We start from the raw sequence: 10,826 nt of genomic DNA on the forward strand, positions 1-10,826 counted from the left end.
CGCCTGAGTCTGAGGGGCCGGCGGTTCAAGACCACGAATTTACTCATCCTGTCGATCAGGCTGGCCTACCACAGCGATGGGAACAGTGTCGACCCGCAACAATGTTACGTATGGGGAACTCAACGTCGCAGCCGCACAGGCACTCGCGCGGCTGCGACCATTCGCATCGTCGACGGATACGGCTTCATTCAGCGGCCTCCGCAATGTGGACAGGCATGACGGCGTCCCCGGACGAATCCAGTCCAAGACCCTTCACCAGGGCGAAGATCGCAGGGATCACGATCAGCGTCAGCAGGGTGGACGAGATCATGCCGCCGATCATGGGCACGGCGATGCGCTGCATGATCTCCGAGCCGGTGCCGGTGCTCCACATGATCGGCAGCAGGCCGGCCATGATCGCGACCACCGTCATCATCTTCGGGCGGACGCGCTCAACGGCGCCCTCCATGATGGCGGCGTAGAGATCCGCGCGCGTCAGCATGCGGTCCGCGAGCGCGCAGCGCGCTTTGGTCGCCGCGAGCGCGTGGTTGAGATAGATCAGCATTACGACGCCGGTTTCGGCTGCCACGCCCGCCAGCGCGATGAAGCCGACGGCGACCGCGACCGATAGGTTGAAGCCGAGCCACCACATCAGCCAGAGGCCGCCGACCAGGGCGAAGGGCAGCGAGAGCATGACGATCATGGTGTCGGTGACCGAGCGGAAGTTGAGATAGAGCAGCAGGAAGATGATCAGCAGCGTCACCGGCACCACGATCTTGAGCCGCGCGGTAGCGCGTTCGAGATATTCGTACTGCCCGCTCCAAACCAGATAATAGCCGGGCGGGAATTCGATGCTTGCCTGCACGGCGTGCCGGGCATCGGCGACATAGCCGCCGAGATCGCGATCGCGAATGTCGACGTAAATATAGGTCGCAAGCTGGCCGTTTTCGGTTCGGATCGAGGTCGGCCCGCGTGCCGGCGTTACGCTCGCGATCTCACCGAGAGGGACGGCGCCGCCTGATGGCATCGGCACCAGGACGTCGCTGCTGATCGCCTTCGGATTGTCGCGCAGGTCGCGCGGGTAGCGCATATTGACCGTGAAGCGCTGACGCCCCTCCACCGTCGTCGTCACGGTCTGGCCGCCGAGTGCGGTCGCGATCGTGTCCTGCACGTCCTGCACCATGATGCCGTAGCGCGACAGCGCCTCGCGGTTCGGCGTGATCTCGAGGTAGTAACCACCGAGGCCGCGCTCGGCATAGGCCGACGAGGTGCCGGGGACCGCCTTGAGCACCTGCTCGACCTGCTTTGCAAGCTTGTCGATGCCGGCGAGATCGGTGCCGATGACCTTGACGCCGACGGGCGTTCGGATGCCGGTCGAGAGCATGTCGATGCGGGCCTTGATCGGCATGGTCCAGGCGTTGGAGACGCCCGGAAACTGCAAGGCCTTGTCCATCTCGGCGACCAGACTGTCGACGGTCACGCCCGCCCGCCACTCGGTCTTCGGCTTCAGGTTGACGATGGTCTCGAACATCTCCGGGGGGGCAGGGTCGGTTGCAGTCGCCGCGCGCCCAGCCTTGCCGTAGACCGAGGCAACCTCCGGAAACGAGCGGATGATGCGGTCCTGTATCTGCATCAGCTCGGTGGCCTTGGTCACGGAAATGCCGGGTAGCGTCGTCGGCATGTAGAGCAGGGTGCCTTCGTTGAGGTTGGGCATGAACTCGGTACCGAGCCGCCCGGCCGGCCAGACCGACACCGCGAGCACGCCGAGCGCGAGCAGGATCACGGGGATCTTGGCGCGCAGCACACCTGAGATCACCGGGCGGTAAATCCAGATCAGGAAGCGGTTGATCGGATTCTTGTGCTCCGGAATGATCTTGCCGCGGACGAAGATCACCATCAGCGCCGGGACCAATGTCACCGAGAGCAGCGCCGCCGCGGCCATCGCAAAGGTCTTGGTGAAGGCGAGCGGGCTGAACAGCCGTCCCTCTTGCGATTCCAGCGTGAAGATCGGCATGAACGACACCGTGATGATCAGGAGACTGAAGAACAGGGCGGGCCCGACTTCCACCGCAGCGTCGATCAGGATCGCGAGCCGCGAGCGGCCCGGCTCGGCGCGTTCGAGATGCTTGTGGGCGTTCTCGATCATGACGATGGCGGCGTCGATCATGGCACCGATTGCGATCGCAATGCCGCCGAGACTCATGATGTTGGAGCCGATCCCGAGCAGTTTCATGGCACCAAAAGCCATCAGAACGCCCACGGGAAGCATCAGGACCGCGACCAGTGCGCTGCGGACATGCAACAGGAACACGATGCAGACGAGGGCGACGACGATGCTCTCCTCGATCAGCGTATGCCTCAGCGTATCGATCGCTGCGTAGATCAGGTTCGAGCGGTCGTAGACCGGAACGATCTCGACCGATTTCGGCAGGCTGGTTGCGATCTCCCTGAAGCGCTTCTTGACGTTCTCGATCACGTCGAGCGCGTTCACGCCAAAACGCTGGAGCACGATGCCGCTCGCAACCTCGCCCTCGCCATTGAACTCGGCGATGCCGCGCCGCTCGTCGGGACCGAGCTCGACGCGGGCGACGTCGCGGAGCTTGACCGGTGTGCCGTTGTCGGCCTTCAGCACGATGTCGCCGAGATCCTCGATGCCCCTAAGATAGCCCTTGCCCCGGATGACATATTCGAACTCGGACAGCTCGACGGTGCGGCCGCCGACATCGGCATTGCTGGCGCGGATCGCCTCGCGCATCTTCTGCATGGTGATGCCGAGGTCGCGCATGCGCTGCGGATCGAGGATGACGTTGTACTGCTTGACGAAGCCGCCGATGCCGGCGACCTCCGCGACGCCTTCGGCCCTGGCCAGGGCGAATTTCAGGTTCCAGTCCTGGACCGTCCTGGTCTCCGCGAGGTTCAGCTCTTTCGAGATCACGGCGTATTGGTAGACCCAGCCGACGCCGGTAGCGTCCGGGCCGACCGTCGGCGTCACGCCGGCCGGCAGCCGCGACGCCGCCCCGTTGAGGAATTCGAGCACACGCGAGCGCGCCCAGTAGATGTCGGTGCCGTCCTCGAAGATGACATAGACGAAGGAGACGCCGAAAAAGGAGAATCCGCGCACAACCTTCGATTTCGGCACCGTCAGCATCGCCGTGGTGAGGGGATAGGTGATCTGGTCCTCGATCACCTGCGGCGCCTGTCCCTGATATTCGGTGTAGACGATGACCTGGGTGTCGGAGAGATCGGGAATGGCGTCGAGCGGCAGATGGACGAGGGCATAGAGGCCCGCGGCGGCGGCAAAGCCAGCGCCGAACAGCACCAGCAGCAGGTTGCGTGCCGACCATGCGATGAGGCGCGCGATCATGGCCTGGCTCCCATCGCCTTGTCGCCGGCTTGCGCCGTGCCGGCCTCGGCGAAGCCTTTCAGCGCGGCCTTTAGATTGCTCTCGGCATCGATCAGGAAGTTGGCGGAGGTGACGACGGCGTCGCCCTCGGCAAGGCCGTCGCGGATTTCGACATAGCCGTCGCCGCGCCGTCCGGGCTTGACCTCGCGCGGCTCGAATCGGCCTTGGCCCTTGTCGACCAGCACGGCCTGCCGGCTGCCGGTGTCCAGCAGCGCGCTCTCGGCGACGCTGAGCACCGGCACCGGTGTGCCGGTGTCGATCTCGGCGTCGACATACATGTCGGGAAGCAAAGCGAGATCGGCATTCGCCAGCTCAATTCGCACTCGCGCCGTGCGCGTCTCCTTGTTCACCTGCGGATAGATCACGCTGATCAGGCCCTTGAAGTCCCGCCCGGGATGGCTGCGGGCCCGCACCGTCACGGGCTGGCCGACCGCGACATTGCCGAGATCGCGTTCGGCCACATCGACGGTCGCCCAGACCTGCGAGATGTCGGCGATGCGGAACAGCACGTCCCCGGGCTGGGCACGCATGCCCTCGATGGCGTTGCGCTGAAGCACGATGCCATCGCGCGGCGACGACCACTGAATGGTGATCGGCAGGGCGTGGCTCTTCTCCATTTCGACGATGACGGGTTCGGGGACGTCGAGATTGATCAGGCGCTGCCGGGAGCCGCGGCCATAGGGCTCGATGCCCCCCGTCGTCTTCGAGGTGATCGTCGCGAGATATTCGGCGGCTGCCGACGCGACGGCGGAGCTGTAGATCTCCATCAGCGGCTGGCCTTTGGTGACGCGGCTGCCCGTGGTGACGTCGGCCACCTTCTGCACAAAACTGTCGGCCCGCATCGCGACCACCGAGACCCGGCGTTCATCGAGCTGGATCGTGCCGGGCGCGCGCAGCAGCATTCTGATCCGGCGCAGTTCGGCCGGTTCGGATTTGACGCCGCTACGCTGAATCTTGCCGGGCGACAGTTTCACCGAACCGTCGTCGCTGTCCTCGCCTTCGTAGACGGGAATGTAATCCATCCCCATCGAGTCCTTCTTCGGCACCGGCGAGGTGTCTGGCAGGCCCATCGGGTTGCGGTAATATTTGATCTTGCGATCGCCCTTGGCGTCAGCCGTTACGACCCTGGGCGATTCGTCCGGCTCGTCGAAGCTGATGTCCTCGTTCGCCCGCACGGCGCGATAGTCGCGGCCGTCGGCCGTCTTCTTCGGGGTGAGCGAGTAGAACGGCCTGCCGTCCGGATCCCGGAAATAGATCGGTGCGCCGGTGTCCGCCTGCGCGGCGAAGGTCAGCGAGCTTGACCCCGACTGAGGCTGCATGGCGCGGCCGCCAATCAGCGCGACAGCGGCCGCCGCGAAAATCGCAGCGGCACTGCCTGTAACGGCGAGGCGGGTCATTTCTCGGCCGTGACGACGAGCTTGTTTTCGACCGTGCCAGTCTCGCCCTGCACCTTGGCGCCCAGTGAGAGCTGCCAGCGTCCGGCCATGCTGAAATTGGCCTTGAAGCGATAGGTCCCGGGTTCGGTGCCCGGCAGCGGCGTGAGCTTGGTGACCATCTCCTGCATGCCGTCAGGCGCCATGTCGAGCCGAGTGGCGAAGATCACCGCATCGGGTATCGCCTTGCCGCTGGTCTTGTCGACCAGCCGCACGGTTACGATGCGCTCGGCCCCCGTCTTGATGGTCGGTTGAACCAGTTGGAATTCGTAGTTCTTGATCTCGGCCTGAGCGCTCCCCGTGAGCACAGCACCGATCAGCGCGGCCAGAGCGGTGCGCGCGAGCTTGGTCGTCGTCATGATTGATAGTTCCTCGATGGGTCTGATGGAGCCGCCGGAGCTGCACGCGGCAGCCGGGATGCAGCCAATCGGCAGGCAATGGCGCGCGCGCCGATGTCGGCGCGCACGATCATCAGGCGCGTCAGCGCCAATCAGGCCCGGGTTCGAGGAGGATGGTCGGGTGGCTTGGCGGCGAGCCCGTCGCGCAGGCGGTCATTGCGCGGCGCGAGCGCGCTCCTCTGCGGCTGCCGCTCGATCATCGTGCTCGCTCCGAACGGAGCGGAGAGCGACAGGCTCAGCATGCACAATGCGACGAACGGACAGGAATCGCAGGCCTTGCTCTTGGTCTGATCCGGGCAGCAGGGCATGTCTTCGGACATGCCTTGCGTGTCGTCTGACATTGCGGGCATGCTGGCAACAGCACCGGATACCGGCATGGCGGATGCAGGCGTCGCCAGCGGCGCGAGCAGGAGCCCGGCTGCGACCAGCAGCATCACCACAGCGTTGGCGAACGGTTTCACGGACATGCCTCATTGTCGCACGGCGGAGCGGAACCTGCAAACCGGCCGGGCATCACGACTTGGCCATTCGTTTGCGTGCCTTGTGCAAAGGAGCCTCCGGCAATCGGGCGTTAACCAGCGCGGAGGCCCCGTTACCGCGACGAGATCGTTCGGCAGATCGCAAGAAGTCGCGGCTCGACCGTGATGGTGGAAACGGGGATGGCCTTTTCCCGGAATGCGCATTTGCCTGATACAGCCAGGCTGTTCTGCGGTCCACGCGGCGCTCCCGATCCGGAAGGTTCCGGCCGACCGCATTTCATCATCTGCCCTCGGCGTCGTTAACCCAGCAAGAGACCTCAAAGCCGGCCCTAAGCGCAAAGGCCCCAGCCCGGGACTGACCGGCTGGGGCCTCATGTGCTCACAATCTTCATCCTTGGGACTCGCGCAGACAATGCGCATCTCGCCGATCCGTTCCATGGCAGATGACAAATTTGGAACGTTCCTCATTCCTTGTGATTACCGAGCAGAGGTATCTGAGGAGGAAGGGACCATGGACGGACTGATTTATCTCATCGGCTTGATCGTCGTGATCATGGCGATCCTGTCGTTCTTCGGCCTGCGCTGAGAGAACGGCAATGGCTATTGAAACTCTCATACGGGAAGACGTCATGGAGGGCGGCGTGGCTACAGCCGACGAACGCCGGACCATCCAATGGAGCTCGGTACTTGCAGGCTCTCTCGCCGCCAGCGCAATGTCGTTCATCCTGATCGGCTTTGGCGTCGCGGTCGGCCTGGGTGTCAGCTCGGCCTCGCCGACATGGCGGGATGCCTCAGCGGCCCTTGCGTTGCTGTCCGGCTTGTATCTGATCATCCAGGCGATCGTCAGTTTTGGCTTTGGCGGTTACATCGCCGGCCGGACCGCGCGACCGGCGCCGGCACTTGCAACGATCGAGGATGATGGCGAGCGGCGGGACGGGCTGCATGGCCTGACGTCGTGGGCTCTCGCGGTGCTTCTCGGCGCCGCGCTGCTCGCGCTGCTCGGTGCAGCTGCGATCGACCGTTCGCCGATGCGCAGCTCGGCCAGCAACACTTCGGCCGCCGAACCGCTGTTGAGCTATGAGCTCGACAAGCTGTTCCGCGCGCCGCGGCGCCCGCCCAACACCGATCTGCGGGAACCCCGCGCCGAAGCGGGACGCATCCTGATGACGTCATCGAGCCACAGCGGTGTCAGCACCGACGATCGAAACTATCTCGTGCAGCAGGTGGCCGCGCTGACGGGTCTCGCGGCGCCCGACGCCGAACGACGAGTCGATGCTTCGATCGCGGATGCCAGGACAGCCATCAACCGCGCGCGGCGTAACTCGATCATCGTTGCGTTCTCGGTTGCGGCCGCGACCCTGATCGGGGCCGCAGTGGCCTGGGCGGCGGCCGCCGCCGGCGGCCGACATCGCGATGGAGAACCGCTGCCGAGCTGGATGGCGAGTGCCAACCGGTTCCATCGCAATCCGCGCGCGATGCCGGTGCCCTGATCCCAAGCAAATGGCCGGGCATAAGCCCGGCCATTTCCGCATGCACAACCGATAAGGGGCGCTAGGCCCGTTCTTCCCAGATCATCGCGAGATGCACGATGGTCTGCACCGCCTTCTCCATGTCCTGCCGGCTGACCCATTCGAGCCGCGAATGAAACGCGTGCTCGCCGGCGAAGATGTTGGGGCAGGGCAGGCCCATGAAGGACAGGCGCGAGCCGTCGGTGCCGCCGCGGATCGCGGTGCGCATCGGGCGCAAACCGGCGCGGCGGATCGCTTCGATGGCGTATTCGAGGACGTGGGGGTGACGGTCGATCACCTGCTTCATGTTGCGGTACTGCTCGCGCACCTCGAATTTGTAGGTCGAGCGCGGATAGTCCTTCATCACGTCCTTGACGATGTTCTCGAGCAGGACCTCCTTCTCCTTCAGCCCATCCTCGTTGAAGTCGCGGACGATGAAGGAGAGCGTCGCCTGTTCCAGCGCGCCCTCGATGCCGACCGGGTGCAGAAAGCCCTGCTTGCCTGAGGTCGTCTCCGGCGAGCAGCCTTCCTTGGGCAGCCGCTCGACGATGGCGGCGGCGATCTTGATCGCGTGCTCCATCTTGCCCTTGGCATAGCCGGGATGGGCGCTGACGCCGTTGATGGTGATGGTAGCCCCATCGGCCGAGAAAGTCTCGTCCTCGACGCAGCCGGCGCTCTCGCCGTCCATGGTGTAGCCGAAATCGGCGCCGAGCTTCTTCAGATCGACATTGTCGACGCCGCGGCCGATCTCTTCATCCGGCGTGAACAGGATCTTGATGGTGCCGTGCTTCACATCGGGATTGTTGATGAAGAAATGCGCGGCATCCATGATTTCGGCGACGCCGGCCTTGTTGTCGGCGCCTAACAACGTGGTGCCGTCGGTCGTGATGATGTCGTTGCCGATCTGGTTCTTCAGCGCAGGGTGCTCGGCGAAGCGGATCACTTGGCTGGTGTCGCCGGGCAGCACGATGTCGCCGCCGCGATAGTTCTTCACCACCTGCGGCTTGACATCCTTGCCGGTGACGTCGGGCGAGGTGTCCATGTGCGAGCAGAAACAGATCACCGGCACCTTCTTAGGTGTGTTGGCCGGGATCGTTGCATAGACATAGCCGAACTCGTCGAGATGCGCGTCCGCAACGCCCATGGCTTTGAGCTCGGCGGCGAGCACGCGGCCGAGCTCCTTCTGCTTCTCGGTCGAAGGCGAGGCCGCCGATTCCGGATCGGACTGGGTGTCGATGGTGACGTAGCGCAGGAAGCGCTCGGTCACGGTATGCGAAAAGGTGAGGGGGGACATTTCTGCTCAAACCGCCGGGTCAGGGGGAAGCTGGCGGTATACCAGAAAAGCGGGCTGCGTTGCGGACAGAACGATGTTGGGTCGGGCGTCACGAAGCGTAATTGCTAGATCGCCTCTTTCAGTTCCTTGACGGGGCGGAACGCGACCTTCCTGCTGGCCTTGATGTGGATCGGCTCGCCAGTGGCGGGATTGCGGCCGGTGCGGGCGGCGCGCTTGCGGACCTGGAGAATGCCGAGGCCGACGATCCGGACGCGGTCGCCCTTCTTCAGGTGCTTGGTGATCAGGTCGACCATGTTGGTCAGGACGGCCTCGGCGCGCTTTTTCGACAGGTCCTGGCTTTCCGCGATGTCAGCAGCGAGGTGCTTGAGCGTAATAGTGGCGGGAGCGGCTGCCTTCTTCGCCATGTCTAACCTCCTCGTTCTGGCCGGTGGCTCGGGGACCACCCCTGGACCCCGCAAGTTCCTGGAGGCGTAGACGATTCGGGCGCGGCCTGACTATGCCGGCTCGAATGTCGTCCATGGCTTGCCGCAGATGCGACAGCGTCGAGAAGTTCAGGCTAAGACTATGAAGGGATTGCCAAAATGGCGCGAGAGACGGGGCTCGAACCCGCGACCTCCGGCGTGACAGGCCGGCTAAAAGGCTCCTGCCTTCAATCAGAGTTTCAACTTTCGTGGAACAAAAACGAGCCTGAAACTGGCCGAAGTTGAAACCTCGGCCGGAGTCGTCTTGAGGAGCCTGCTGCGCCGAACACAACCACACAACCGGAGAATTCACCTTTAGGTTGTTAACAGAACAAAAGAAGGCTGTAAGCACGGCTGGGCTCGAAGCCGAGGCACGCAAAGCACGCGGTCGCTTTGATACATCAGAGCCGCAGGCGGAGCGACTATTGAGCCGGCTCCATCATCGGCTTGCCCTTATCAATGATGTGGACGGTTAGCATCTTCAGGGTCTTATCGCCCGCAATCTTGAAGCCCGCATGAGGGACGTCGCGAGCGTTGATTACTGCCGCGCCAGTTGGAAACTGAATCTCCTTGCCATCGGGGAGCGCCAGTGTCGCGCCATCGAGCACGTAAACCGCCTCTTCACCGTGGTGGGTGTGGCGCGCGAGATTATTCCCTGGCGGCACGTCCACAACGCTGACGATGACTTCCATGTTGGTGCCGGTTAGATCGGCACGCTTCAATTCCTGGCGGTTGGTTTGGGCTTGGGCGGCAAAGGTGAGCACGAAAAAAAGAATGGCAGTCAGGCGGAGCATGTCACTCTCCCAAAAATGAGCGCCGTCTAGCGCTTCTCAAAAATGGCCAGTTCAGTACTGTGGCAACGCAAAAACCGTTTAAAGAGCCGCCCGCAGGCCAAACCTGGGATGGATGCGTTTAGCCGGACCGCGGACGGGCATTGAAAGGGTATGCTCGCCCAGGTCGAGGGCAATTCACGAGCCGGTGATGACCCCTTGCCAGACCTCCACTTGGTCGCCAACGAGAGCGCCGCGACCGCGCAAGTCCTGGCATTAATCTTCCGGCGGCCCTTTACCGCCGCCGCGCTCGCCTCCTATCTCCCCCAGCTTTTTCGGGCGGCCCGCTTTAGTGCCTGCCCAGCAGAGCCGCACTATTCAACAGTAACAACAATTGGGGGCCTTCATGGGCGATGTCCATGACGCTTGATCAGGTTCGGTCAGCGATGCCGTCTGGCGAGAAAGAGTGCGACCTGTACTGCAACCACAACGCCGATGTGTGGAGGACTGTACGTTGCGGTTCTGGAGGCCGGGTCGCTCATTATATTGCAAAGGCGACGCTGGCATTCGGCCATTGTGCAATCAGCCATAATGACCTGGCTGCCGCATCATTCTGTGGCCGTCGCACGATCGGCAAAGCCGTTCGAGAGCTTATCGAGAAGGGCTTTATTTCATACGAGGGGCGCACCGCGACCGGCGAGCCCATCTACAAGGCGATCTGGGGGCGTGCCGAGGCATGCGCAGCGCGATACGATTTCGTGGCTCCCGAGGATTCTCTGGAGCCAACGAATGCCCAAGAAGCAGCGTGATTTCGCGCCAACCTACTGGGTGCGCTCCAATCTTCGTGACGACATAAACGGAGATTCGAGGGTCACTCACACAGCAACTCGTTTCTTCGAGAAATTGCTTGCCTCCTACAGCTGGAAGAACGGCTATGCGGAGTGTGCTGACACGTTTATAGATCGTGACATCCCGATTTCCCTGGCCTCAATCAGTAAGCGCTTAGCCGTGACCCTATTGAGGCTGGCTTGACGTTTTGCGGAATCGCCACGGCATGAGATCATCGATCTTGCTATGGGGATGACCGTCGATGATCGCCTC

11 protein-coding genes are annotated in these 10,826 nt (G+C 63.2%); 4 read left to right on the top strand and 7 right to left on the bottom strand.

Going from position 1 to position 10,826, the window contains the following annotated elements; genetic code table 11:
- Positions 1-184 precede the first annotated feature (184 nt).
- The 4 genes from IVA91_RS04685 to IVA91_RS04700 form a co-directional block, all read right to left on the bottom strand.
- Complete coding sequence (locus tag IVA91_RS04685; RefSeq protein WP_247458391.1) at positions 185-3,343, bottom strand: CusA/CzcA family heavy metal efflux RND transporter; 3,159 nt, start codon at positions 3,341-3,343, stop codon at positions 185-187.
- On the bottom strand, positions 3,340-4,779 hold the full coding sequence (locus IVA91_RS04690) for an efflux RND transporter periplasmic adaptor subunit (RefSeq protein ID WP_247458392.1): 1,440 nt from the start codon (positions 4,777-4,779) through the stop codon (positions 3,340-3,342). Before IVA91_RS04690 ends, IVA91_RS04685 begins: the two co-directional genes overlap by 4 nt.
- Positions 4,776-5,174: a FixH family protein gene (locus IVA91_RS04695; protein WP_247458393.1), complete on the bottom strand. Its 399-nt coding sequence runs from the start codon at positions 5,172-5,174 to the stop codon at positions 4,776-4,778. The genes IVA91_RS04690 and IVA91_RS04695 overlap by 4 nt, the downstream gene beginning before the upstream one ends.
- Positions 5,175-5,305: 131 nt before the next feature.
- Positions 5,306-5,680, bottom strand: coding sequence for a hypothetical protein (locus IVA91_RS04700; RefSeq protein WP_247458394.1), 375 nt, complete (start codon positions 5,678-5,680; stop codon positions 5,306-5,308).
- A 424-nt stretch (positions 5,681-6,104) separates the two neighbouring features.
- On the opposite strand from IVA91_RS04700, the gene IVA91_RS04705 reads away from it, so the two are divergent.
- The gene (locus IVA91_RS04705) at positions 6,105-6,278 is read left to right on the top strand and encodes a hypothetical protein (protein ID WP_247458395.1); all 174 of its coding nucleotides are present in this window, start codon (positions 6,105-6,107) and stop codon (positions 6,276-6,278) included.
- 10 nt (positions 6,279-6,288) lie between these two features.
- A complete protein-coding gene (locus IVA91_RS04710) occupies positions 6,289-7,182 on the top strand; it encodes a hypothetical protein (protein ID WP_247277132.1) in 894 nt (297 codons plus the stop codon).
- A 61-nt stretch (positions 7,183-7,243) separates the two neighbouring features.
- Here IVA91_RS04710 and pepT read toward each other — a convergent pair whose 3' ends face one another.
- The 3 genes from pepT to IVA91_RS04725 all read right to left on the bottom strand — a co-directional run bounded on the left by pepT (position 7,244) and on the right by IVA91_RS04725 (position 9,749).
- Entirely contained in the window at positions 7,244-8,494 is a 1,251-nt protein-coding gene (gene pepT / locus IVA91_RS04715; protein ID WP_247277133.1) for a peptidase T, read from the bottom strand.
- Positions 8,495-8,598: 104 nt separating this feature from the next.
- On the bottom strand, positions 8,599-8,898 hold the full coding sequence (locus IVA91_RS04720) for an HU family DNA-binding protein (protein ID WP_247277134.1): 300 nt from the start codon (positions 8,896-8,898) through the stop codon (positions 8,599-8,601).
- A 479-nt stretch (positions 8,899-9,377) separates the two neighbouring features.
- Positions 9,378-9,749: a cupin domain-containing protein gene (locus tag IVA91_RS04725; protein WP_247277135.1), complete on the bottom strand. Its 372-nt coding sequence runs from the start codon at positions 9,747-9,749 to the stop codon at positions 9,378-9,380.
- Positions 9,750-10,144: 395 nt separating this feature from the next.
- Between IVA91_RS04725 and IVA91_RS04730 the strand changes: the two genes are divergently transcribed.
- Both IVA91_RS04730 and IVA91_RS04735 read left to right on the top strand, forming a co-directional pair.
- Positions 10,145-10,534: a helix-turn-helix domain-containing protein gene (locus IVA91_RS04730; RefSeq protein ID WP_247277136.1), complete on the top strand. Its 390-nt coding sequence runs from the start codon at positions 10,145-10,147 to the stop codon at positions 10,532-10,534.
- Positions 10,515-10,757 carry a hypothetical protein gene (locus tag IVA91_RS04735; protein WP_247458396.1) on the top strand — a complete coding sequence of 81 codons (243 nt, stop codon included), beginning with the start codon at positions 10,515-10,517 and terminating at the stop codon, positions 10,755-10,757. Before IVA91_RS04730 ends, IVA91_RS04735 begins: the two co-directional genes overlap by 20 nt.
- Positions 10,758-10,826: the final 69 nt, after the last annotated feature.

The organism is Bradyrhizobium sp. 153 (assembly GCF_023073835.1).
Lineage (GTDB): Bacteria > Pseudomonadota > Alphaproteobacteria > Rhizobiales > Xanthobacteraceae > Bradyrhizobium.

What these genes read in the sequence shown, in the direction of transcription:
- IVA91_RS04700 (WP_247458394.1), bottom strand. Translation starts at nt 5,680, where the DNA reads ATGTCCGTGAAACCGTTCGCCAACGCTGTGGTGATGCTGCTGGTCGCA.
- IVA91_RS04720 (WP_247277134.1), bottom strand. Translation starts at nt 8,898, where the DNA reads ATGGCGAAGAAGGCAGCCGCTCCCGCCACTATTACGCTCAAGCACCTC.
- IVA91_RS04710 (WP_247277132.1), top strand. Translation starts at nt 6,289, where the DNA reads ATGGCTATTGAAACTCTCATACGGGAAGACGTCATGGAGGGCGGCGTG.
- IVA91_RS04730 (WP_247277136.1), top strand. Translation starts at nt 10,145, where the DNA reads ATGACGCTTGATCAGGTTCGGTCAGCGATGCCGTCTGGCGAGAAAGAG.
- IVA91_RS04690 (WP_247458392.1), bottom strand. Translation starts at nt 4,779, where the DNA reads ATGACCCGCCTCGCCGTTACAGGCAGTGCCGCTGCGATTTTCGCGGCG.
- IVA91_RS04725 (WP_247277135.1), bottom strand. Translation starts at nt 9,749, where the DNA reads ATGCTCCGCCTGACTGCCATTCTTTTTTTCGTGCTCACCTTTGCCGCC.
- pepT (WP_247277133.1), bottom strand. Translation starts at nt 8,494, where the DNA reads ATGTCCCCCCTCACCTTTTCGCATACCGTGACCGAGCGCTTCCTGCGC.
- IVA91_RS04735 (WP_247458396.1), top strand. Translation starts at nt 10,515, where the DNA reads ATGCCCAAGAAGCAGCGTGATTTCGCGCCAACCTACTGGGTGCGCTCC.
- IVA91_RS04695 (WP_247458393.1), bottom strand. Translation starts at nt 5,174, where the DNA reads ATGACGACGACCAAGCTCGCGCGCACCGCTCTGGCCGCGCTGATCGGT.
- IVA91_RS04685 (WP_247458391.1), bottom strand. Translation starts at nt 3,343, where the DNA reads ATGATCGCGCGCCTCATCGCATGGTCGGCACGCAACCTGCTGCTGGTG.
- IVA91_RS04705 (WP_247458395.1), top strand. Translation starts at nt 6,105, where the DNA reads ATGCGCATCTCGCCGATCCGTTCCATGGCAGATGACAAATTTGGAACG.